The organism is Pedobacter sp. WC2423 (assembly GCF_040822065.1).
Lineage (GTDB): Bacteria > Bacteroidota > Bacteroidia > Sphingobacteriales > Sphingobacteriaceae > Pedobacter.
In genome coordinates this window covers 3,656,884-3,681,543 of record NZ_CP162005.1, presented here as the reverse complement: position 1 = coordinate 3,681,543, position 24,660 = coordinate 3,656,884, and the positions used below count along the sequence as shown (strand labels likewise).

Below are 24,660 nucleotides of genomic sequence, written 5' to 3'. Positions count from 1 at the left end.
ACTATGGGCAAACGGTTTATTGATAGGGTTTCATTTTACATTCAGCGAAGAGCACACAATATTCAGCTTAGAGACTTAATTTGTGGAGTTCATAGGTTATTTTTACCAAATCCGGGACATTCTGCCGGAATAAATTCACTTCATATTGCGAAACAGGAAGATGAAATCTTTAATGAGCTAAAAGCTGACGGATTTTCACATCTGGGTTTTGTTTTATCAGAGAGTCAGATTTCATCTATTGTGAGTAAGTTAAGCCATGTGGAATGCTTTGACACTGCAAAGGCAAGCCGGCCAGTGGTTGATCTGTCAAATCCAGGAAATGATGTGCAATTAGCACATTATACCAGAAATAGTCTGGCTGAATTTCCTGAGATCATAGCGATTGCAAATGATTCGAAAATACTGAATGTAGTTTCAAAATATCTTGGAGTTAAACCTACTGTCTCCAATATCAATTGCTGGTGGTCGTTCGGGAGCAGGGAGTCTGCTAAGGAGGCACAGTTTTACCATAGAGATATGGATGATTTCAAATTTGTAAAGTTGTTCTTCTATTTAACAGATGTGACTGCAGATAGCGGCCCCCATATTTTTGTGAAAGGATCTCACAAATCCAATAAATTAACCGAGCTCAGAAGATTTAGTGATGAGGAAGTGGTTGAGTCATTTGGCCAGGAAAAAATTACAACGCTGATAGAACAAAAAGGAGCTTGCTTTTTAGAAGATACTTATGGTGTTCATAAAGGACAATTACCTTTAAAAGGCAACAGGTTATTATTACAGGTTCAATATTCTTACAGACCTTTACATGTGGAAGATTATCAGCCTAAAAAATCAGCTTTAGTAGAAAGTATGAAGCTGGATGAATATGTTAACAGACTTATTGTTACTAAGTAATTTACAAAGCGGGGTTCTTGAGTATTGAAACTGGAAAAATTATATTTGTTCTTAATCATCATGCTTACGGGTACTGTATATGCAGCGCTGTGGGGCCCCATGATATTTGTTTTAAGTACAATTGTTCTGGCTATTATATTTCTCAGAGATTTTAAAGTTCCCTATGCTACCAATCTACTGATTACTTACCTTGTTATATCATTGATGTTCGGTGCTGTACTGTTCATCCATTTTATTGCAGTGCCTTTTTCAAACGATCCTGTAGCTTATATCATCCTTTATTTCAGGTTTATAATTATAGGGTTGTTTTTTATGCATCTGAAAGGCCGGAATATAGATTTCGGATTACTCTTACATGGTGCATTGAAGTTCATAGCCTGTCACGCAATTATAGGATTTATATTATCTTTTTTTGTAATCCGGTTTGTGGTTAATGTGAATTCAGAAGACCTCAATTCCAATACTTTTTTATATGCCTTTTTCTACAATAGCAGTTTTGATCTGTTTGGTATAACTGTTTATAGAAACCAGGGTTTATTCTGGGAGCCTGGAATACTACAGATCTTTATGAATTTTTTATTCTTTATGAGTTCTTTTGTATTCCGGAATAAAAGATATCAGGTCATTGCTGCTATTCTGATTCTGACTACTTACTCTACTACAGGGATTGCGATTTTATTGTTGCAATTTATAGTATTGCTGTTTTCAGGAAATACTACCCGTATTCAAAAGATAATAGTTGCCTCGTTTTTAGTTGTGGTGGCGCTCCCTGTTTTTATCCTGAACTATAACCAAAAGGTTAATGAAGGCGATACTTCTTCTTCTGAGGTTACCTCTTCAATTATGAGAGTGTATGATTTTGCTGAGGGTGTAAATATTACTGGCAGATATCCATTGACCGGAATTGGAATGTCAGGAGATACTTATAAATCCGTTAAAAGTTCGAGTACCTCTCTTTTAAGTGGTTACTCCAGTGAGTTTGTTGATCTTATAGCAGATAGAAGAAGTTCTAACTCTATTATGTACTTTCTGACCAGATTTGGTATACCGTTTGTATTTGCCTGGTTCCTTTTGATTTATAAACAAGGCCTGACCAAAGAGAAAAGATGGCTTTTTCTCTTAATAATAATAATCTCAAACTTATCTGAACCATTGATACTGGATCCTTTTTTTGTATTGATAGCCTGTTCAGGACTATATTCATTATTTAGATTCAAATTGGTTGGATCTAAGCCCTATGCTATTTAAATCTATGTTTAAGAATAAAAAAATATTATTTATCGGACCGGTTTTTCATGAATATCACACCCTGATCACTGAGAAGTTAAGCTCAATGGGAGCAGAGGTTAAATTTCTTCCTGAAAGAACTTATGGCCTGACTTTTAAAATAATTAATAACTTTTTCAATAAACAGCTGAAGGATTACCAGGCGACACATTACCGTAAACTTACAGAACAGATCAAACAGGATCAGTTTGATTACTTATTTGTAGTTAGAGGATATCAGATTACTGAGGAGTTTTTAATGGAATTTAAACGGTTAAATCCGCAGTCGAAAATGATCATGTATCAATGGGATTCTAATAAAACAAACCCATATGCGCATTTACTGGATCGTTTCGACCAGGTCTATTCTTTCGATTTTGAAGATTGCAGGGTATTTCCTGCACTGAAGTATATTCCGCTGTTTTTCTCAGATGATGTAAAAACTATTGTCAGTGATAAAAAACAAGCTGCATATGACTTCTTCTTTATGGGCTGGTTTTTGCCTGAAAGATATCAGGCGGTAGTTAAATTTAAGGAGTATGCTGAAGCGAATGGATTTAAACTGAAAGCATTTTTATATATGCCATTTACTTCTTATATCAAAGAACGTGTTAAAGGGGTTAAATTAGATACCACTATAGTTTCATTTAAGCGAATGGAGAGAAATGATTATCTGGGGTTTTTAAAAGAAACCAGGGTGATGGTGGATGTGAGCAGTCCGAATCAAACGGGATTAGCGATGAGAGTTATTGAGGCTTTAGCTTCCAATACTAAAATATTAACTAACAACCATAAAATAAAAGATGATCCGGAAATTTATAATACGGATTGTATTGCTTTTCTGGATGAAAAGCAGCCATTTGTGGAGCCTTCATTCCTTGATTTCAAGGCAGGGGTGGTAAACAATAAATTATTGACAATTGAAGATTGGTTAAAGCGTATTTTTTTTAGGAACTAACATTGGTTTTCCTGGTATTTTAATAGAAATTATAATTATGATTAAGACATATGGTATTTGGGGAATGTTTATACTGATCAGGTCATGGATCTTTACAAAAATATTCTATCGTTCTGCCAAATTAATGCTTTTACCCGTTGATATAAGAGGAAGAAAACATATAAAGTGGGGTGCGAATTTTACCATGGGATTTGGTTGCAGGCTTGAATCGTATCCAAAGAACGGTGAAGTAGTGCTGCATATTGGCGATAACGTACAATTGCAGGATGCTGTACATATCACGGCACGTTCCAGAGTTGTAATTGGTAACGATGTACTGATGGCGAGCAAAATTTATATTTCAGACTGTTCACACGGTGAATATTCAGGAAATGAAACTGACAGTTCACCAATGATCCGTCCTGGCTCAAGAGAACTGTCTTCAAAAGATGTGGTGATCGGGGACAGGGTATGGCTTGGTGAATTTGTTGCTGTATTACCAGGGGTAACTATAGGTGAGGGTACAATTGTTGGTACTAACTCTGTTGTTTCAAAGGATCTGCCTGCGAATGTTATTGCAGTTGGTATTCCGGCAAGACCAATCAAAAGATTTAATTTTGAGAGCGGAAGATGGGAATTAATTCCTAAAGATCCTGATGGGTTATTTAAATAGACGTTAAAAATAAAAAGAATGAAAAATATATTGATTACTGGTGGAGCTGGTTTTATTGGAAGTAATTTAGCCCTGGCACTTATAAAAAAAGGTCATAAAATTACAGTTTTAGACAATTTATCTCCTCAAATTCACGGTGAAAACCCATTAGAGACATCCCCTTTATACCTTAGCATAAAAGATAAAGTTAAATTTATATCAGGAACAGTTACTTCTAAAAAGGACTGGGAAGCAGCAATTAAAGATCAGGATATTATCGTTCATTATGCAGCAGAAACGGGTACTGGACAATCTATGTATGAAATTCAGAAATACGTGGATGTGAATGTAAACGGGACGGCAATCATGCTTGACTTGCTGGCTAATCAGCCTCATCAGGTTAAAAAAATTGTGATTGCATCTTCCAGATCAATTTATGGTGAAGGTAAATACAGAAGTGCTGAAAAAGGGATTGTTTATCCTAAGCACCGTACTTCGGCAGCGATGGATAAGGGTGATTTCGAAGTTAAATATGCTGATGATCAAGAAGATTTAGAGCTGTTAGCTACTGATGAAGAATCAAAAATACATCCTTCTTCAGTTTATGGAATTACAAAACAGAATCAGGAGCAAATGATTATGACAGTGTGTCCTACGCTGGGAATTTCGCCAGTAGCATTCAGATATCAGAATGTATATGGCCCGGGACAATCATTAAAGAATCCATATACAGGCATCTTATCTATCTTTTCTACGCAGATCAAGAATGGAAATGGAATTAATATTTTTGAAGACGGTAAAGAAACAAGAGATTTTGTTTTTATTGACGATGTGGTAAATGCGACAATTTTAGGAATTGAAAACCCGGCTGCCGATGGTGAAGTATTTAACGTCGGTACAGGAGTGCCAACTGACGTGATCACTGTAGCTACTACATTGGTAAAAAACTATGGGGTGGAAGTTCCGATCACGATTACCGGAAATTATCGTTTAGGAGATATCAGGCATAATTTTGCTGATATGACCAAGATTGAGGCGAAATTAGGGTTTAAGCCAGCTTATACTTTTGAACAGGGTATTCAGGAGTTTACCAACTGGGTAAACGGGCAGGAAGTAGAAAATGATAATTATGCACAGTCAATTCATGAGATGAAAAGTCGTGGATTGTTAAAATAACCAGATTAGAATTTAATAGTATTTATGACTTTGTCAAAAAAAACGGTTTCAGTGGTTATACCTATGTATAATTCATCGGGGACTATTCAGGGAACCTTGAATTCAGTAAAAAACCAGACCTGCAAAGATTTCGAAATTATCGTTGTTGATGATGGCAGTACAGATAATTGTGCTGCTTTGGTTGAGGAATATATTACTGAAAATCAAGATCTTAATATTAGTTTGATCAAAAAGAAGAATGGCGGGGTTTCAACGGCAAGAAATGCTGGAATGCGGGCCGCTCAGGGAGACTACATTGCATTGCTTGACGCTGATGATGAGTGGGACAAACAAAAGCTGCAGGAACAGCTTACGGTATTGGAAGCTGACCCTGCAATAGACCTTCTTGGATGCAACAGAAACGGACAGGTTCTGGATAGCTTTTTGTCAAAGAAATTCTCCCGGCTGACACCAATTTCTGCGAGATTTCTGATGTATAAAAATTTCTTTTCTACTCCGACTGTTATTTTCAAGCGGAAAATTTTAACTGAGATTGGTTTTTTTGATGAAACACAACGGTATGCAGAAGAAGGAAATTACTGGCTGAGAATTTGCAATAAGAATAATTGTATGCTGTTAAATGAGAGTTATGTGTTAACAGGCGGCGGGAAACCTGATTTCGGGTTTTCGGGTTTATCCTCTAATTTGAAGGAAATGGAAAAAGGAGAATTAAAAAATCTCCGGGAAGCCTTACGCCTTAATGTGGTCGGAATATTTGAGTATTCCTTTTTAGTAGTATATTCAGTATTAAAATATATCAGAAGATTAGTCATCGTAAAACTCAGAAAGAAATGATCAAGTTATTTCGTGTTTATGGTTTCTTTGGTAGTTTGAAACTGATTCAATCCGTTTTATATACTAAGATTTTTTTTCCACAGGCAAAAATTATCAGATTGCCTTTTGATATCAGGAATAAAAAATACGTTGGTGTTGGTCAGGGTTTTACTACTGGCTTTGGTTGCCGGATAGAAGCATATCCATTGATAGCCACTACTGATCCTATTATTAAAATCGGGAGTAATGTTCAAATGAATGATTATGTTCATATCACTGCGATGGAATCAGTTACTATCGGAAATAATGTGCTGATGGCCAGCAAAATTTATATATCTGATTGTTCTCATGGTGCTTATGAAGGAGGTGAGATGGACTCTTCTCCTCTTGAAATACCTATCCTTAGAAAATATAAGACTAAAGCTGTTCATATTGAAGATAATGTCTGGTTAGGTGAGTTCGTTAGTGTATTACCAGGAGTTACGATTGGAAAGGGAACTATTGTAGGGGCAAATTCTGTTGTGACCAAAAGTTTACCTCCCAATGTTATTGCAGTAGGTGCGCCGGCAAAACCGATTAAGCGGTTTAACTTCGATACACAGAGATGGGAAATTATAAAATAAAGTTTATGAAAAATATATTAATTACCGGGGGTGCTGGTTTTATAGGCAGTAACTTATCGTTGAAACTCATTGAGAAAGGATATAGTGTAACTGTACTGGATAATTTATCTCCTCAGATACATGGCGCTGATGCTGCAAATACATCTCCTTTGTACCAGAGTATTAAAGACAAAGTGAAATTCATTCACGGTACGGTAACTTCTAAACTGGATTGGGAAGAGGCCTTGAAAGGACAGGATGTCGTAGTACATTATGCTGCTGAAACAGGAACTGGACAATCCATGTATGAAATTCAGAAATATGTGGATGTAAATATCAATGGAACAGCTATTATGCTTGATTTACTGGCTAATACGCCTCATCAGGTTAAAAAAGTCGTAGTAGCCTCTTCGAGATCTATCTATGGTGAAGGAAAATATAAAAGTGAAAAATACGGAATAGTGTATCCGGCTCATCGTGTAGCAAAGTATATGGACGAGGGCAATTTTGAAGTTAAATATCTGGATGATCAGGCTCCGTTAGCGTTGTTGGCAACAGATGAAGAATCAAAAATACATCCTTCTTCTGTTTATGGGATTACCAAACAAAATCAGGAACAGATGGTGATGACGGTATGTCCTACGCTTGGTATTTCGCCAGTAGCATTTCGTTACCAGAACGTTTATGGCCCGGGCCAATCGCTGAAAAATCCATATACAGGTATTTTATCTATCTTTTCTACCCAGATCAAGAATGGAAATGGAATAAATATTTTTGAAGATGGTAAAGAAACAAGAGACTTTGTATTTATTGATGACGTAGTCGCGGCAACCATACTGGGTATTGAGATGGAAGAAGCTAATGGTGAGATTTTCAACGTTGGTACAGGTGTGCCTGTTGATGTGATTAGTGTTGCGAAAGGTCTGATTGAAAATTATAAAGTTGAAGTACCGCTAACTATAAGTGGTAATTACCGTCTTGGGGATATCCGCCATAATTATGCTGATTTAACTAAAATAAAAAACAAATTAGGTTTCAGCCCTGAAGTTAGTTTTGAGCAGGGATTACAACAATTTGCAGCATGGGTAAATACTCAGGAAGTGGAAAATGATAACTACAATAAGTCGATTGAAGAAATGAAGGTAAGAGGGTTATATAAATAAATGCAAAATTTATCCGGTAAATCTGTATTGTTTTTCTGTCCTACGTTTTTCAATTATGAGAAGGAAATCCAGGGGGCTCTGGAAAGACTCGGGGCAAATGTGGTGTGGTTTGACGACAGGCCTTCTAATAATGTATATTCAAAGGCATTGATAAGAATCAATAAGAACTTTTTGAAGAATAAAATAAATAATTATTACGACAGTATCCTGGAAAAATTAGCCGGGAAAAAACTTGATTATTTGTTCTTCGTCAATCCTGAATCTATTTCGCTGGAAAGCTTGTCAAGGCTTAAGAAAGCATTTCCTGAGGCAAAATGTATTTTATATATGTGGGATTCTTTTAAAAATAGAAAACAGAATCTGGAATTGCTTCCGTTATTTACTTCGAAATTCACTTTTGATCCGCATGATGCCGAAAAATACGACCTTAAGCTAAGGGCTTTGTTTTATACCAGGGCCTACAGCAATAAAGAAGCAGGAAATATTGAATTTGACTTTTTGTTTGTTGGTACAGCGCATAGCGACAGGTATATTTTTGTCAACAAACTTATAGAGGCCGCCAGCATAAAAAATGCTAAGCTTTATTTCTATCTGAGCAGTAAATTATTATTTGCTTTCAAAAAAATATTCGATAAATCTTTCAGACAGGTTAAGTATAGTGACGTCTCTTTTAAATCTTTAGGCCATCATGATATAGCTGATTTAATGTGCAGATCTAAAGTAGTTCTGGACATAAATCACCCTAATCAGATTGGTTTAACAATGCGTACACTGGAAACTTTAGGTGTTCAGCGCAAATTAGTAACTACTAATAAAGATATCTTAAAGTATGATTTGTATAATGAAGCAAATATTTTACTAATAGACAGAGAAGACCCTAAGCTGGATACTGCTTTTTTTAATGTACCGTTTCAACCTTCTACTCCAGAACTCCTGTTTAAATATAGTATTGATGGTTGGATTAGTAATATATTTGAATTAGAATGATTTTATTAACAGGTGCTTCAGGTTTTTTAGGAAAGATAATCCGATTAAAATATCAAAAGGAAATCATAAGTTTAGGGAGGTCCGAAAACGAGGATATCGTTTGTGACTTATCAAAGCAAATTCCCACTCTTCCAGCTATTGATATTGTTATTCACGCAGCTGGTAAGGCTCACTCTGTTCCTAAAACTGAAGCTGAAAATCGGGAATTTTATGAGGTCAACGTAAATGGAACTATTCATTTACTGCAAGGGTTAGTCCATACAAACCAGTTGCCCAAAGCATTTATATTCATCAGCAGTGTTGCAGTTTACGGTTTAGAATCAGGAAGTAATATTCATGAAGATACACCATTAAGTGCCGCAGATCCTTATGGTAAAAGCAAGATTGAGGCAGAAAAACTGGTTGAGCAATGGTGTACTGAGCATAAAGTTATTTGTACTATTTTAAGATTACCACTTCTGGCCGGAGCGAATCCTCCTGGTAATCTTGGCGCTATGATCAATGGAATAAGTAAAGGATATTATCTGAATATTGCGGGAGGAAAAGCAAAGAAAAGTATGGTAATGGCAGCTGATGTGGCAGATATCTTATTCAAATCTGCTGAAATCGGTGGTATATATAATCTTACAGATGGTTATCATCCTTCTTTTTCAGAATTGTCTGAAGTCATTGCAGCTCAGCTTGGTAAGCGTAAACCAGCCAGTATACCAGGCTTTCTGGCCAGTATAATAGCTTTAATGGGAAATATTGCAGGAAGACGCGCCCCAATTAATACAAATAAATTAAAAAAAATCACTTCGGATCTTACATTTGATGACTCTAAAGCCCGGAAACTATTAGATTGGAAACCTGTCAGGGTTTTAAATGGTTTCAGGATAAAATAATAAATATGTCGATTATCACTATTCTTATCATTCTGCTTGCACTTTTTGCCATTGAACTTTTTTATTTCAAAGCAGCTGCTCACTTTAATATCATAGACAGACCAAATAGCAGGAGCTCGCATACTGCACTTACTATACGCGGTGGGGGAATCATTTTTGGTATAGCTGCAATTCTCTTCTTTTGTTTATATCAATTTCAATATCCCTTTTTTATTGCAGGGCTGTTTCTTATTGCGCTGATCAGTTTTCTGGATGATATTTTAACGCTCAACAATAAGATCAGACTTTTTATTCATCTGCTGGCTGTTGCTTTGTTATTTGCGCAGCTGGATTTATTTTCAATGGCCTGGTATCTGGTCATTATCGCAGCAATATTCGTTATTGGAACCATCAATGCTTATAATTTTATGGATGGTATTAATGGGATAACAGGAGCTTATAGCCTGGTTGCAATCGGAAGTTTATATTATATTAATCAATATGTGATCACTTTTACCTCAAATGAGCTTCTGATAATCACAGGCTTGTCCTTAATTGTATTTAATTTCTTTAATTTCAGGAAAAGAGCGAAATGTTTTGCGGGGGATGTAGGGAGTGTAAGTATAGCTTTTATTGTATTGTTCCTGTTATTACAATTGATTATAAAAACAGAAAACCTGAACTACCTTTTGCTATTGTTAATATATGGGCTGGATGCGGTAACCACCATTATATTCAGAGTTATCCGTAAAGAGAATATCTTTGAAGCTCACAGAGCTCATTTTTATCAGTACTGGGCAAATGAAAGAAAAGTATCTCATTTGCTGGTTTCCCTGATTTATGCACTGGTTCAGCTTGCTGTTAATGTGCTGATTGTTTACTGGATGCCCAATTCTATTTTTAGTCTGTGTCTTTTATTGGTATGCAGTGCAACTATTTTTATGGTTTGGAGATTTGCTGCTGAAGGTTCTGCAAGGCTCCTGGATAAAAGGGTTTAATAAAACCCGCCACCTTGCAGTGTCAGCCTGTAGTTTATTATGCCACATGAATAGCGGCTATGAGTTGCTGCATAAGATATATTTAAGCTCTGCCAACATCCAGTCACTTTGAGTATCGATATCCTGCACTCTTTCTGGGGATAAGATTACTGAGCCGGTATTTTCTTTAAATAAAGAGTTTTTTATTTTTTCGGGGTTATACCAATACCACTGTCCTGCATCGTGGTAAACTGTTTCCAGATCTTGAGAACGCGCATTTTTATGCTCTGGCCAGACCATTTTTGTTTTCCCATCAACTATTTCAACTCCACGCTTAACCGGATAAGAAAATTCAACGACTGGAAAAACGGAATCCAGTTCTTTCTCAACCATTAAATTATATCCTTCTAAAAGTTTATCAGAATTAATTAACGGAGCTGTTGGATAGATACAGCAGATGTAGTCAAATGACTTATTGAAATTTTCCTTATAGGCCATTTCTACCTCTTTAAGGACACTTATGGTCGTAGCAAAGTCATTGCTGTTAGATTCGCTTCTAAAAAAGGGTACACTGGCGCCATATTGTATCGCGATAGCTGCAATTTCGGGATCATCAGTTGAAACCATAACTTCATCGAATAACTTTGAATTTATAGCAGCCTCAATAGAATAGGCGATAATGGGTTTACCGAAAAAATCTTTAATATTTTTCCTTGGAATTCTTTTACTGCCGCCCCGGGCAGGAATAATTGCCAGTCTATTCATAATTCAGATTTATAGTATTAATTGGTGGTTTGTGAATTTGCTTTACATGAGACCTTAATTATTCTTAACTTCAGACTCTTGCTCCTTCTAATGGTTTAATAAATAATTTTTTTTAACTGATACTTTTTTTTACGAATAATAATCGCTTTATATGCATTTATAATTCTCTTTGACTTTCATTAAGTATACAAGTTTTTCGGTATATACCAAAATAAAGTGGTAACATGACTTGTAACATTTAAATAACATTTGATTTACTTTCGGCTTGTTTCTATTCTTATCTTAAAAGTTAATACAGTCTTCAGCTGTCTCAACTGTCTGTCTGGATGAGATTCAACACCTTTATCGCTTCTAAATTATGAGCTGGAATAACATTGGACTTATATTTTATTTTCTTAATGATAAATTTATTTAATCTTTGTATTACTAACGTATCAATTGAGTTGTTAGTATTAAAACACATTAAGCGCTTTTAATCTGAAGCATACCAAGAATTATTTTGAATAATATATCTTTGTTACATGAACTGTACTAAACTTAAATTCATCTTTTGTATCTTCTTTACCTTAGTAATTAGTAAAGTAAATGCTCAGTCTGAATTATTGCCCCTTGGCCATGATCTCAATAATAAATTAGGGAAAGAAATATATTTTAATGGCTCTAAACGTAGTCATTCGGCCTTGTTGCCATATATTGCAGCTGATGTAGACACTTTAGGGAAAGACAGCTTATTGAAAAGTGCAATGCCTCTTCAGCAAGACTGGCAAAGCAAAAACTGGCTTTTCAGAAAAATATTTCAGGAACATCTGGTAGAAGTGAACGATAAAGATTATTCTTTTTACCTGGATTTTATTCCTGATCTTCAGATCGGTAAACAAAGCAGCAAAACAATCTGGCTGAATACAAGAGGAATTGAGTTAGGCGGGAAAATAGGAAAGAAGTTCTCATTTACCAGTCATTTTTATGAAAATCAGGGAAAGTTTGCGCAGTACCTGACTGATTATATTACAAAGAACAGGGTAGTTCCCGGGCAGGGATATGCCAAAACATATGGAGTTGGCGGATTCGACTATGCCTATTCTGGTGGAACATTATCTTATACCCCGTCAAAGTATGTGAATTTTCAACTGGGTTATGACAAGAACTTTATTGGAGATGGTTACAGATCTCTGTTATTATCAGATAATGCATTTAACTATCCTTTCTTTAAGGTTACTGCTACACTGGGTAACGTTCGTTATATGGCTATGTGGGCTCAATTTATTGATTTATATGATACCCCTTTTGACGATGAGACACCTTATCCGAAAAAATATGGTTTATTTCATTATTTAAGCTGGAATGTAACCAAAAGACTTAGCTTGGGCCTGTTTGAAAACATCATGTGGAAACCAAGAGGTTTTGATTTCAGTTATGTAAATCCAGTGATGTTTATGCGGCCTACTGAATATGCAAACGGATCTCCTGACAAAGCACTTATCGGACTGAATGCAAGTTATAAAATAGCGGATCGTTATGTAGCTTACGGGCAGTTAATGATTAATGAGTTTACTTTTAAAGAAGTATTTGCCAATACGGGTTACTGGGCAAATAAACAAGGTGGACAATTAGGTATTAAAGGTTTTGATGCTTTTAAGGTTAAAAACTTATTTCTTCAGCTGGAAACAAACAGGGTAAGACCTTATTCTTACTCAGCTACAGACCATTATAAAAATTATGGACATTATAATCAATCGCTTGCACATCCTTATGGTGCAAATTTTGCAGAATATGTAGGTATTGCCAATTACAGGTACAAGAGATTTGATTTGAGAATGCAATTGAGTTCTGCAACCTATGGTCTGGATATTAACGGACTTAATTACGGGAAAGATATTTATAAATCGTATACTACCCGTGTAGATAATTATGGAGTCAATATAGGTCACGGTTTAAAAACAAATTTACTGTTTGCAGATGCTAAGCTTGGCTATATACTTAATCCCAAAAACAATCTTCGTCTGGAGTTTGGAGCCACTTACAGAAAAGAAAGCAATAGTGAGTTTACTGATAAACAAAGATTCTTCACTATTGGTCTAAGGTCTTCATTCAGAAACATTTATACAGATTTTTAGATTTTATATACACTCGCTCTATAAATGTTCATTATTTAGGTCATTTATTGGCACGGTTTCAGATGAGTTTCTGAAATTGAAATTATCTTTTTAAGAGCCTTTTTATTAAGATAGAAAATTTAAGAAGGTTTCGGGTTATGTTATTAACTTCTTTTGAGACTAAATGATGAAATAGTGATAAATCTATTCTGTTATTTTAATAAATGAAAAGAGGTAATTTCAACTTGGTATGATTTTTTGATTAAATTTGTGGATTATTAAAATATAAAATCTTGTTCAGTCAGATAAACATAGTACCCAGATGGATAATATTTACGCTTGATCTAACGATCTGTTTTATATCGTTAACTCTAGCCTATCTAATCAAAAGAAATTTTGATCTGTCTACATTAGATTACGTAGAGTTTAGCAGAAATGTACTAGTTACCACAGTGATCAGTACGCTGGTTTTCTTAAAGGTCAAGACCTTTTCTGGAATTATCCGCTATACAAGCGCACAGGACACTTTCCGGATCTTATATGCGGTTATTGTAATTAACAGTACTTTTTTTCTTGTTAACATGGCCTTTGTTGCTACAGGCAACAGCGCAATTATTCCCAATAGTATCTTAATTATCAATGGGCTATCGAGTTTCCTGCTATTGATAACCTATCGTGTACTGATTAAATACTTCTTTATTTATATCAAAAATCTAAAGCTTGATAAGATCAGAGTCATGATCTATGGCGCTGGTGAAGCAGGTGTTGCTACTAAAAGAACATTTGATCATGACCCTCATGTCAATAAAAATATCATTGCCTTTGTAGATGACGATCAGCGGAAGATGGGTAAAACGATTGACGGGATCAAAATCCTTGATGCTAAAGACCTCGTGAACCTGATTGTTGAGCATCAGCTTGATGAAATTATCTTTGCATCTTATACCATTCCTAAAGAACGCAAAAATCAAATCGTAGATGTCTGCCTGGAAAACGGTATTAAAGTATTAAATATTCCTCCTCCTAATGTTTGGACAGATGGAAAGTTACAACCGACTCAAATCAAAAAACTGAATATCGAAGATCTGTTAGACCGTAAGTCTATTCATATCGATATTGAAGGAATAGGCCATCAGCTTAAGAACAAACGTATTCTGATTACTGGTGCTGCCGGATCAATAGGAAGCGAAATTGTTCGTCAGCTGACAAAATTTGAAGTAGGATTGATTATCTTATGTGATCAGTCAGAAACAGCACTACACGAGTTATACCTGGAATTAACTGAAACAGCGAAAAATCAGAATTTCCATGCTTTTATTGGTGACGTGCGTGACGAAAAGCGTATGGAGCATTTATTCAGCACTTTTAAGCCTCACTACGTCTATCATGCCGGTGCATATAAACATGTGCCATTAATGGAAGATAATCCTTGTGAAGCGATTAAAACCAATGTGCTGGGTACAAAAACTATTGCTGATAAGGCTGTAAAGTATGGTGTTCAGAAATTCGTTATGATTTCTACCGATAAAGCAGTGAATCCTACCAATGTAATGGGCGCTTCTAAAAGGATTGCCGAAATTTACGTACAATCACTAAACAATTCTCTGCACCATAAAGATCATATTTTCAGTAATGGATTAAGTTATATCAATGAATTGGATATTAAACCGATTACTAAATTTATTACTACCCGTTTCGGAAACGTTTTGGGTTCTAATGGATCTGTGATCCCAAGGTTTAAACAGCAAATTGAAAAAGGAGGGCCCGTTACGGTTACCCACCCGGAAATTACCCGTTATTTTATGACAATTCCTGAAGCTTGCCGTCTGGTACTGGAGGCTGGTTGTATGGGAGATGGTGGTGAGATCTTCATCTTTGATATGGGGAAATCTGTAAAGATTGTTGATCTGGCTAAAAAGATGATTCAGCTGGCTGGTCTTGTACCTAATCAGGATATTCAGATTGAATACTCAGGATTAAGACCAGGAGAAAAATTATTTGAAGAGTTATTGAATGATAATGAGAATACAATGCCTACACATCACGAAAAGATCATGATAGGTAAAGTAAGAGAATATGCATTCGATGAAATTCAGCTTCAGATTTATGCTTTGATAGAGCATGCTAAAAGATGTGATGACCTGCAGGTTGTAACCCTGATGAAAGGCCTGGTGAAAGAATATAAAAGCAAGAACTCAATCTTCGAAGAGCTGGATGTAAAATCCTAGATTCAACCCAGTCATTTAATAAGGCAAAGTTATCTTTTAATCCAAAGCTTTAAAGCTTCACCAGTAATATGCTGTATTCTTTTATAAGAAGAAGGAACATATTCATCGCTGCAATGAAAGGTGGCTACTCTTGTACCTGATGGTTTTTCTTCCAGTAAGTTATAAAACTGATTCAGGTATTCATTATAAATAGCTTCGGAACAATCAACCAGGTTATCAATAGGCTTATAGTGAAACAAGTTTTCGCTGAAAGAATTGTAAAAATAGAGGTGATCATAGTCATTCATGTTCAGCTCATTAAAATTGGCGTGGATAAAATTTACATTGGTTATCCTTGTTGCATTTTGGGCAATAATTGCCTCGTCTACCAATGCTTTCCTCTGCTCCACACCATGAAAAATATGGTCCGGAAAAAATTGAGCAGCTACAATACAAAATTTACCAACTCCGCTTCCTATATCCAGGATATTTTTGCCTTCTCCTGCGGTAAGGTGCGCAGCAGCCTTTTTAGCAACGTCTACGGGAGTCCAGTGGATCGAAGACAGCTGTTGTGCTCTCAGAGAATATAAACTATCGAATGCTGTATCACTTGAAAAATTGTCAATCATAGTTGTTTTACGCTCCATACAAAGGTACATTGTAATTTTATTAATACTTGATTAAGCAGCGAATAAAAAGATGGAGTAACTTTTGCTAATTTACATTGAACTATTTAAATTTCTATGAATACAATAAAACCTTCTCTTGTTATTCTGGCTGCTGGTATGGCCAGCAGATATGGCGGCAATAAGCAAACTGAATCTTTTGGTCCTTCTGGAGAAACTATAATGGAATATTCCATATATGATGCGATAAAAGCTGGATTTGGAAAGGTCATCTTTATTATAAGAGAGGAATTCTCGACTGCATTTAAAGAAGTTATTGAACCTAAATTGAGTGGCAAGATTGCTACAGATTACGTGTATCAATCACTGGAAAGCTTTAGTGGTGGTAGAAATATTCCTGCAGACAGAACAAAGCCTTTTGGAACTTCGCATGCATTATTGTGCTGTAAGGATATATTGGATGGCCCTTTTGCAGTAATTAACGCAGATGATTTTTACGGTTTTGATGCTTTTAAACAAGCTTATAACTTTCTGACTACAGCTATTGAGGTTAATAAATATGCTTGTATAGGATATGAATTGAAAAATACATTAAGTGATAACGGCTCAGTAACACGCGGAGAGATTAATGTAAATGCACAACAAGAGATCATAAGTATTACTGAACGTAAGGAAATCTATAAAAAAGAGGGTAAAGCATTTACCAAAACAGGTGAATCAGTTCAGGAACTTCCGCTGGACACTAAAGTGAGTATGAATTTCTTTTGTTTCACACCAGACTTTGTGAACTGGTCTGAACAAGAATATTATAAATTTCTGGACAATAATACAACTGATTTAAAGGCAGAATTCCTTATTCCTGAAGTTGCTGACCTGTTGATTAAATCTGGTGAGGGTGTTGTGAAGATGATTCCTACACAGGCTAAATGGTTTGGGGTAACTTTTAAAGAAGATGCACCGGTTGTTAAAGCTGCCTTAAAAAAGCTTGCGGACGAAGGTGTTTATCCTGCTAATCTTTGGGGATAAAATTTATGTTTTCAATAAAAGAACATTGGTGGAGGATGCAGCGGCTGATTGAACAGGCGGTGCTCAGGAATTCTGACCCCTCAGAAGAGGAGCATGTCTTTTGGCGGAAACGACTTTTCAGAAATGTGATCAGCTATGGTTTTGTCATCAGCATAGTCGCATTTGTCTCTTCAGTTACCTTTGGTTTTTTTGCCGGCAATACTATCGTGCAATGGTTTAACGTTGTTTTTGTATTTGCCTTATTATCTATTATTTTCAATAAGAAAATCATGATTCATACCAGGAAAATATTGGCATTGTTTCTTTTATATGTGCTGGCGATCATTTATATAGCAGTATTAGGCTCAGAAGGGCCTGGCGTACTTTATTTGATTATCATTACCATTTTTTCTGCGATGATTTTTCCCCGTCCTGCGGCTTATTGGCTCGTAGGATTGAATGTGCTGATTTGCGCAGGCTTTGGGGCTGTTATACAGTATAAACTCTTTGAAAGTCCGCTATTACAAAGTTATGATCTGCCATTGTGGGCGTCTTACTCAGGTAATCTTATTTTTGTGAGTTTAATCAGTGTGATGCTGATCAGTAAAGTTCTGAATGGTCTGGAACAAACTATTAAAAAAGAAGCAAGTCTGATTTCCAGACTGGATGCCTCAGAACGCTATTTCAGGAACACCTTCGAAGCCAATCCCGTTCCAATGTACGTGTTTGATATGGAGAATGGCAATTTTCTGCATGCAAATGATGCAGCCTGTAATAAATACGGCTACACCAAAGAAGAATTCCTCCGGATGAATATTGTGGATATTCGTCCACAATCAGAAAGCAGCAAACTGATGGATCTGACCAGCATGATTAATAACAGGGATTATTCCGGGATATTAATTCATATTAATAAAAATAAAGAAGTTTTTCCAGTAGAGATTGAGACCAATACAATCAGGTTTGAAGAGCGTGAAGCGCGTTTGGTACTGGCAACAGACGTTTCTGAGCGGATTGATTACATTCAGAAAATCGAACGTCAGAACAAAGACCTGAAAGAAATTGCCTGGATACAGAGTCACATGGTCAGAGCTCCGCTGGCAAATATTATGAGCTTAACCGAATTCCTGATCAAATATCCCGGAGAGGATACACAAGAGACCCTGAACTTTCTGAATGATTCTTCACAGAAGTTAAATATGGCTATAAAGTCTATTGTAGGGCAGGCTGGTGGTTCTGGTTTGACGAGTTAACAGGCTCCCCTTTAAAAGTGATTATAAAAGTAGTTCCTTCGTTTACTGCACTTTGAACTTCAATATTTCCACCCATAGCAGTAATCTGTGACTTCGTAATAAACAGGCCCACTCCATTTCCGGTAATATGGTTATGAAAGCGCTGATGAAGTCCAAAGAGCTTTTCTTTGTTGACATTCATATCAATACCCATTCCATTGTCCGAAAAGCGCAATACACAGTTATTATGCTCATCTCTGGTTAAGTTCACGTTTATTTCAAGTTGCCGGCTATGCAAGCGATATTTAATTGCATTGGACAACAGGTTCATCAATATACTTTCCAGATAGCTTTTGTTGAAGTGTATATGTGTGCAATCAAAATTAGTCGTCAGGATCACATCAATTTGCTTAATTTGTTCATTGAAGGAATGGCATACTTTTTCAAATGCTTTCTGCACATTAACTTTCGTGATTTTTACACCCTGATTGTCTTTAAGCGTCAAAATATGTGTAAGATCGAATACTGTCTCACTTAATCTTTCTGTAGAGCATTTAAACAAATCAACAATACCTTTATTATAATCATCAAGAAGATCAGTTTCCAGAATATTAATCAAGCCTATTAAATTGGCCAGCGGTGTTCTCAGGTTATGGGAGATAATATAGACAAACTGGTTAAGGTCCTGATTTCTTTTAGTAAAATCCTGAATCAACAGGGCCTGTTCATTTTCACTATTGATCCGGTCTGTAATATCATTAAACCTGAACATCAGTGCCTGCATATTATCATCTAATAAGTTGGTGATTACACCTTCTATCCAGCGATATTCATTTTGCTTGGTTCTGCTTCTGAATTTCAAATTGACATTATTTCCGGGAGATGAAAGCACCAGCTGAAGTCTTTCCCTGGTATGGTTCAGTTCATCAGGATGTATAGTGTCTGTGATATTGAATCCGTGGTACTCTTTGTTGCTAAAACCGAATAGTTGTTCAGCAGAGGTGGTAACATGAATGAAGTCGCCGTTTTTATTTGTAAAGAACAGGAGTTCATTACATTTTTCAATGATCGTGAGAAAGTTTTTATTCTTTTCAGCGTACCCCATCATATGCTCTGCGTTGTGTCCTTCCTGCCACCTAAAGTTTTGTCTCATAACCATTTAAAACACTAAAATATTCAAACATCCTGACAATTTCTCAATTTATTTAAAGATAATGAACAAAATGAGCGCGCTTTATTCACATAATTATTGAAATGGTGAATAAAAAGAACGGTTGTTTACTTTAGAGCAGGATTGAATGTGGAGAAAAAATTCTATCTTGGATAAATGATCACAAGGCTTTTTCTTTTTAATAAAAGAATCAATCTAATAACTAGCTTTGTATCGTCAAAATTGTTGACTGAAACCTGCATATGATTAATATCCCATCACTTAGGAATGAAGCTGACAGAATTGCTGCGCTTTACGTGTTGGAAATTTTGGATACTGGTGAAGAACAGGAGTTTGACAATATCGTCAAGCTTGCTGCTATTATTACACAGGCACCGGTCTCGGCTATCACTTTTGTGGATAATAACCGGATATGGTATAAAGCAAAACTGGGTACTGACCTGACTGAAACGCCCAGAGACAACTCTATCACCGACATATTTCCGTTTCTGATCGCTATCCCTGTGGTCGTGAATAAGAATCTGGTTATTGGACATTTAAGCGTGGCCGGCCCGAAACAAATTACATTAAACCAGGAACAGCACAAGGGGCTTGCGTTGCTTGCACAGCAGGTAACCAGTTTGTTACAGCTTAAACTTCCGGTCATTAATAATAGTATTAAAGAATTTTATGAGAGCATTCTCAACAATATCCCTCAGGATATTGTTGTATTTGATGCTAACCACAAGTATCTTTTCGCCAATCCAATGGCGATTAAAAATGAAGAATACAGAAAGTTCATTATTGGAAAGGATGACTTTGAATATGGTGCTTTCAGAAATCGGGATCCCGGGATAGCAAAAGCACGCAGAGCACAATTTCTTGAAGTAAAAAATAGTGGAAAAGCAATAGGCTGGGAAGAAAGCCAGAAAGATCCTGATGGAAATAATATCACCTTTTTAAGAAGGATGTTCCCTATGCATGATGAAAAAGGGAACTTCATCATGGTGATTGGCTTTGGAATAGACATTACAGAACGTAAACTGCTGGAAGAAAAGCAAACGCTGATTATGGAGCAGCTGGCCATTCAGAATACACAACTCATAGATTTCTGTAATGTAGTTTCTCATAATTTGCGCGGGCCGTTAATCAATATGGCGATGCTGGCAGAGTTTATACAAGAAGCCGAAGACGCTGAAGAACAAAAAATGCTGGTCTCCAAACTGGAACCTGTCATAGAGAATCTGAAAAGTACATTTAATGAGCTGGTAGAATCTATACAAATCAGGTTAGACAGAGATATTAAACTGGACAGACTGAACTTCAGCACTTGTCTTCAGGAAGCACTTGACGGACTTTATGTCGAGATCCAGAAAGCAAAAGCAAAAATCAGAGTGGACTTTGAAGATGCACCAGCGGTATTATATCCACATAAATATCTGGCAAGTATTTTTTATAACCTCATTAGTAACGCGATTAAATACCAGTCACCAGAAAGACAATTATCCCTGAACCTCGCCTCTAAAATTAAAGAGGGAAATATTGTCCTGACCATTCAGGATAATGGATTGGGTATAGACCTTGTTAAACATAAAGACAATATCTTTAAAATTGGAAAGGTGTTCCACCGCCACCCTGATGCAAAAGGCCTTGGATTATTTATGACTAAAACCCAGGTGGAAGCTATGGGTGGTAAAATTTGGGTGGAAAGTCTTCCAGACCAGGGTTCTATTTTTTCTATAGAATTTGTAAATCAAAATATGAATTGGTAATGAAAAAAGTGTACCTCATCGATGATGATGATATTTTTGTATTTCTTACAAAAAAAACAATGCTGAAAGTCTCCGAAGATGTTGAAGTGGAAGTCTTTTCAGACGGATTGCAGGCAATTACGCATCTGAAAGAAATTCAGGATCAAAAAGAATTGCTGCCAGATGTTATATTTCTGGATCTGAATATGCCAGTAATGGACGGATGGGAATTTCTGGCTGAATACCAGGAGCTATATCCATTTTTTGTAAAGAGAAATGAACTTTATATTGTTTCTTCTTCTATTTCTCCGCACGAAATGGAAAGGTCAAAAAATATAGACGAAGTTTGCGAATTTATAATTAAGCCTTTAGTGAAAGAAAAGTTTCTGGAAATTCTGGAAAATTTATAGTTTTAGAGGATGTTTCAATCCCAATCTGTCAACCTTGATATCCTGAAGAAGAGAGCGTTTAACTTAAGGTGGGCCACTGTGCCTGAAGGAGTTATTCCACTAACTGCTGCCGATCCGGATTTTCCGAGCGCGCCTGAAATTGCAGAATCAATTATCCGGTTTACAAAAGATAGATATCTTTCTTATGGCCCTGCTTCAGGATTACCTGAATTTAATGAAAGTTTAGCCAATTATTATTCCGTTAAACGGAACATTCCGGCAAATCCAGGATTTATATTTCCGGTCGATAGTGCTGCCTTTGGTATATATTTAACGTGTAAAGCATTTCTCTCCCCAGGTGAGGAAGCTATTATCTTTGACCCTGTAGATTTTCTTTTCAGATACTCTACCGAAGCTGTTGGCGGCGTTGCTGTACCATTTGCTATTCCTCCGGGATCTGACACTGTTGACTTTGCTCATCTGGAACAATTGATCACGCCTAAAACCCGTATGATCTGTCTTTGCAATCCATTAAATCCGACGGGAAAGGTCTTTAAAAAAGAGGAATTACTTCAGCTGGGCACAATAGCTTGTAAACACGGGCTGATTATTTTATCAGACGAAATATGGAGTGATATTGTTTACACACCAAACTTATATACAAGTATAGCTTCTCTCCATGAAGAGATCAGGAACCAGACGATAACAGTAACAGGTTTCAGTAAATCCTACGGACTTGCAGGCCTGCGTATCGGAGCTGTGATGGCATCCAATCAGGCACACTATGATCGTTTGTTTGAGGTTTCTCTCCATGGTTCTACTATCCATGGTGCAAATATACTTTCGCAGGTAGCAGCTACCACAGCTCTTAACGACTGCGGATACTGGTTAGCCGATTTTCTGGTACATCTTCAGAAAATGAGAGATCTGACCGTTAGAGAACTCAATGCTACACAAGGATTCAAATGTATTTCTCCAGAAGGATGTTACGTCGCGTTCACCAACATTACCGGGACCGGTAAAAGCAGTAAAGAAATTCATCAGCTTTTACTCGATCAAGCGAAAGTTGCTGTAGTTCCAGGTGCTAAAGAATGGTTTGGAGAAGGTGCAGAAGGCTTTATCAGAATGAGTTTTGCCACTTCAGAAGCTATTCTTAATGAAGCATTATACCATATAAAAACTACCGTTAATAATTTATGAAAGTAGTCGTTTTGGGTGGTGGGATTGCTGGGTTATGCATGGGGATTTATTTGCATCAGCATGATATTGACGTAAGTGTAAACGAAAGACAAATCTTCTCTGCGGTAGGAGGGCATGCCTTTTTGATGCATCATGACGGCATTACTGTACTGAATGAGCTTGCCATTAACAGTAATGCTCTACTTCCGGGTAAAGAAGTCCATACCTTTATGCTCAGGGATTCCGAAGGGCTGATCCTGAATGAAAAGACGCTGGAAGACTGGCAATGCTTCAAACGTACAGACCTGCTGGCTTGTTTAAATCAGCTCCTGCCTGCATACAGATTAAAAAATAACCGTGTATTTTCTCATTTCATCTATGAAACGGATCAAATTGTAGCTGCTGCATTTTCAAATGGGGAAGTGGAATATGGAGATGTCTTTATTGGTGCCGATGGTGCGAATTCAATCGTGCGGCAACAAATATTCGGGGAAGTGAAATTTGAACCAGGCAAAGTAAAAGAGGTTGTTGGAATTATACAGCACGCTGAACTTGCTGGCTCACTACAAGGAAGATTTACTAAATTTCAGCAAAAAGACCAGGGACTATCCTTTGGCCTTATTCCAACTTCAGCTACAGAGATGGTGTGGTTTATGCAATATGATCCCCTGTTAGCTGATATCCCTGAAGGAATTAGTTCACGTAGTTCCGGACAATACCATGAACAGCTGCGTCAACTCTGTTTAAACCTGTTAAAAGATTTTCCTGCTGAAGTGCAGGAAGTTTTAAAATATAACGACTTTCGAACCAGTTATATCTGGAATACCAGAGATTTTGACCTGTTACCAAGCTTTCATTATCAGAATGTAGTCTTGATGGGGGACGCGGCACATGTTGCACTTCCATTTACAAGTGCAGGTACTACAAATGCGATGCTGGATGCAAAAACGTTGTCTCATTGTATGCTCAATTATCCCAGCTTACCTGCTGCATTTTCAGCCTATTATCAATTGAGAGCCGATAGTATCAAAGAACACGTCAATCTTGGCAGAACTTTAAGAGATTCCTTTTTAGATGCAACTTCAACAGGTGTTATTCCACTCATCAGCACCGTAATAAAATAATACGTATTTCATTCAGTCCTTTCTCTGCTGATTGAACAGAATGAATGCCTGAGCCCATTAAAGTAATCATTAACTTTATTTTATATCGTTTCAAGTTATTTAAGCAATGAGGCTAAGGAAGGGAAATTATGATTAAAGTCGGAATTATTGATACCAATCAACAGAGCAGAAATATGATGTGTGTGCTGCTGAATCATCAGCATCAGCATCATTTAAAGGTAACCTTCGACATCGGATCTATGGGGGAATGTAAAAAAGTACAACCTTCTCAGGAGCCCGATGTGACCTTGCTTGATATCGAGGTCAATGGAATTGATATCATTCCTGATATTTACCGGAAATTTCCAAATACAAACGTTGTTGTTTACAGTAATATTCAAGATCACAACAGTGTGCTGGCATGTGTAAAAGCCGGAGCTATGGGGTATCTGACCAAAGATACCTGTGTAGATGATGTCATTTCTACTATTGTAACTACTCATCGCGGAGGCTCTGTTTTCAGTCCTTCCATCTCCCGGAATGTAATCCAGCAGGTACAGTATACTATAGACTATCAATCTAAATTAAGCAATAGAGAACGCCAGATTGTAGAAGGCCTTCAACATGGCCTGAGTTATAAATTGATAGGTTATAAATATGGAATCTCCTTAGATACTGTACGCCAGTATATCAAAAGAACCTATAAAAAACTGAATATTAACAGTAAAGGTGAGCTGCTTGCGCAATTCAAATAAAAATCAATTGGCTATTCCTTGTCCTGCAGGACAGCTATGCTTTTTATCATGAACTATGATGCATAAAATCGGCTA

At 36.6% G+C, this 24,660-nt stretch carries 23 protein-coding genes; 20 read left to right on the top strand and 3 right to left on the bottom strand.

Features of this window, described 5'->3' with window-relative positions; all coding sequences use genetic code 11:
• Window positions 1-3 precede the first annotated feature (3 nt).
• From AB3G38_RS15130 to AB3G38_RS15080, 11 genes are all read left to right on the top strand, one after another.
• Window positions 4-894 (top strand): phytanoyl-CoA dioxygenase family protein, encoded by an 891-nt coding sequence (locus AB3G38_RS15130; protein WP_367864710.1) that lies wholly within the window; start codon window positions 4-6, stop codon window positions 892-894.
• Between the two features lie 60 nt (window positions 895-954).
• On the top strand, window positions 955-2,142 hold the full coding sequence (locus tag AB3G38_RS15125) for an O-antigen ligase family protein (protein WP_367864709.1): 1,188 nt from the start codon (window positions 955-957) through the stop codon (window positions 2,140-2,142).
• A 4-nt stretch (window positions 2,143-2,146) separates the two neighbouring features.
• Complete coding sequence (locus AB3G38_RS15120; RefSeq protein WP_367864708.1) at window positions 2,147-3,118, top strand: hypothetical protein; 972 nt, start codon at window positions 2,147-2,149, stop codon at window positions 3,116-3,118.
• Between the two features lie 37 nt (window positions 3,119-3,155).
• A complete protein-coding gene (locus tag AB3G38_RS15115) occupies window positions 3,156-3,770 on the top strand; it encodes an acetyltransferase (RefSeq protein ID WP_367864707.1) in 615 nt (204 codons plus the stop codon).
• Between the two features lie 18 nt (window positions 3,771-3,788).
• Complete coding sequence (locus tag AB3G38_RS15110) at window positions 3,789-4,925, top strand: NAD-dependent epimerase/dehydratase family protein (RefSeq protein WP_367864706.1); 1,137 nt, start codon at window positions 3,789-3,791, stop codon at window positions 4,923-4,925.
• A 63-nt stretch (window positions 4,926-4,988) separates the two neighbouring features.
• A complete protein-coding gene (locus tag AB3G38_RS15105) occupies window positions 4,989-5,759 on the top strand; it encodes a glycosyltransferase family 2 protein (RefSeq protein WP_367864705.1) in 771 nt (256 codons plus the stop codon).
• Window positions 5,756-6,361 (top strand): DapH/DapD/GlmU-related protein, encoded by a 606-nt coding sequence (locus tag AB3G38_RS15100; RefSeq protein ID WP_367864704.1) that lies wholly within the window; start codon window positions 5,756-5,758, stop codon window positions 6,359-6,361. The genes AB3G38_RS15105 and AB3G38_RS15100 overlap by 4 nt, the downstream gene beginning before the upstream one ends.
• Before the next feature lie 5 nt (window positions 6,362-6,366).
• Entirely contained in the window at window positions 6,367-7,503 is a 1,137-nt protein-coding gene (locus AB3G38_RS15095) for an NAD-dependent epimerase/dehydratase family protein (protein ID WP_367864703.1), read from the top strand.
• Window positions 7,504-8,490 (top strand): hypothetical protein, encoded by a 987-nt coding sequence (locus AB3G38_RS15090; protein ID WP_367864702.1) that lies wholly within the window; start codon window positions 7,504-7,506, stop codon window positions 8,488-8,490.
• Window positions 8,487-9,374 (top strand): NAD-dependent epimerase/dehydratase family protein, encoded by an 888-nt coding sequence (locus tag AB3G38_RS15085; protein ID WP_367864701.1) that lies wholly within the window; start codon window positions 8,487-8,489, stop codon window positions 9,372-9,374. The genes AB3G38_RS15090 and AB3G38_RS15085 overlap by 4 nt, the downstream gene beginning before the upstream one ends.
• Before the next feature lie 5 nt (window positions 9,375-9,379).
• The gene (locus AB3G38_RS15080) at window positions 9,380-10,351 is read left to right on the top strand and encodes a UDP-GlcNAc--UDP-phosphate GlcNAc-1-phosphate transferase (RefSeq protein WP_367864700.1); all 972 of its coding nucleotides are present in this window, start codon (window positions 9,380-9,382) and stop codon (window positions 10,349-10,351) included.
• Between the two features lie 57 nt (window positions 10,352-10,408).
• On the opposite strand, the gene pseF is transcribed toward AB3G38_RS15080, so the two are convergent.
• Entirely contained in the window at window positions 10,409-11,095 is a 687-nt protein-coding gene (gene pseF, locus AB3G38_RS15075; RefSeq protein WP_367864699.1) for a pseudaminic acid cytidylyltransferase, read from the bottom strand.
• A gap of 521 nt (window positions 11,096-11,616) precedes the next feature.
• On the opposite strand from pseF, the gene AB3G38_RS15070 reads away from it, so the two are divergent.
• Both AB3G38_RS15070 and AB3G38_RS15065 read left to right on the top strand, forming a co-directional pair.
• Complete coding sequence (locus AB3G38_RS15070; RefSeq protein ID WP_367864698.1) at window positions 11,617-13,209, top strand: hypothetical protein; 1,593 nt, start codon at window positions 11,617-11,619, stop codon at window positions 13,207-13,209.
• Window positions 13,210-13,481: 272 nt separating this feature from the next.
• Complete coding sequence (locus tag AB3G38_RS15065; protein WP_367864697.1) at window positions 13,482-15,416, top strand: polysaccharide biosynthesis protein; 1,935 nt, start codon at window positions 13,482-13,484, stop codon at window positions 15,414-15,416.
• 29 nt (window positions 15,417-15,445) lie between these two features.
• Here the strand turns inward: AB3G38_RS15065 and AB3G38_RS15060 are convergent, their stop codons facing one another.
• The gene (locus AB3G38_RS15060) at window positions 15,446-16,042 is read right to left on the bottom strand and encodes a methyltransferase domain-containing protein (RefSeq protein ID WP_367864696.1); all 597 of its coding nucleotides are present in this window, start codon (window positions 16,040-16,042) and stop codon (window positions 15,446-15,448) included.
• 96 nt (window positions 16,043-16,138) lie between these two features.
• Here AB3G38_RS15060 and AB3G38_RS15055 point away from each other — a divergent pair, with 96 nt between their 5' ends.
• The gene (locus AB3G38_RS15055) at window positions 16,139-17,047 is read left to right on the top strand and encodes an NDP-sugar synthase (RefSeq protein ID WP_367864695.1); all 909 of its coding nucleotides are present in this window, start codon (window positions 16,139-16,141) and stop codon (window positions 17,045-17,047) included.
• A 5-nt stretch (window positions 17,048-17,052) separates the two neighbouring features.
• Window positions 17,053-18,279 (top strand): PAS domain S-box protein, encoded by a 1,227-nt coding sequence (locus AB3G38_RS15050; RefSeq protein ID WP_367864694.1) that lies wholly within the window; start codon window positions 17,053-17,055, stop codon window positions 18,277-18,279.
• Here AB3G38_RS15050 and AB3G38_RS15045 read toward each other — a convergent pair.
• Entirely contained in the window at window positions 18,239-19,411 is a 1,173-nt protein-coding gene (locus AB3G38_RS15045; RefSeq protein WP_367864693.1) for an ATP-binding protein, read from the bottom strand. The two genes, AB3G38_RS15050 and AB3G38_RS15045, sit on opposite strands and share 41 nt — an antisense overlap.
• Before the next feature lie 260 nt (window positions 19,412-19,671).
• On the opposite strand from AB3G38_RS15045, the gene AB3G38_RS15040 reads away from it, so the two are divergent.
• From AB3G38_RS15040 to AB3G38_RS15020, 5 genes are all read left to right on the top strand, one after another.
• A complete protein-coding gene (locus AB3G38_RS15040) occupies window positions 19,672-21,180 on the top strand; it encodes an ATP-binding protein (RefSeq protein WP_367864692.1) in 1,509 nt (502 codons plus the stop codon).
• Window positions 21,180-21,569 carry a response regulator gene (locus tag AB3G38_RS15035; protein ID WP_367864691.1) on the top strand — a complete coding sequence of 130 codons (390 nt, stop codon included), beginning with the start codon at window positions 21,180-21,182 and terminating at the stop codon, window positions 21,567-21,569. The genes AB3G38_RS15040 and AB3G38_RS15035 overlap by 1 nt, the downstream gene beginning before the upstream one ends.
• 9 nt (window positions 21,570-21,578) lie before the next feature.
• Entirely contained in the window at window positions 21,579-22,748 is a 1,170-nt protein-coding gene (locus AB3G38_RS15030) for a pyridoxal phosphate-dependent aminotransferase (RefSeq protein WP_367864690.1), read from the top strand.
• The gene (locus AB3G38_RS15025) at window positions 22,745-23,851 is read left to right on the top strand and encodes an FAD-dependent monooxygenase (protein ID WP_367864689.1); all 1,107 of its coding nucleotides are present in this window, start codon (window positions 22,745-22,747) and stop codon (window positions 23,849-23,851) included. Before AB3G38_RS15030 ends, AB3G38_RS15025 begins: the two co-directional genes overlap by 4 nt.
• 128 nt (window positions 23,852-23,979) lie before the next feature.
• Window positions 23,980-24,585, top strand: a complete 606-nt coding sequence (locus AB3G38_RS15020) for a LuxR C-terminal-related transcriptional regulator (protein ID WP_367864688.1) — start codon at window positions 23,980-23,982, stop codon at window positions 24,583-24,585.
• Window positions 24,586-24,660 lie beyond the last annotated feature (75 nt).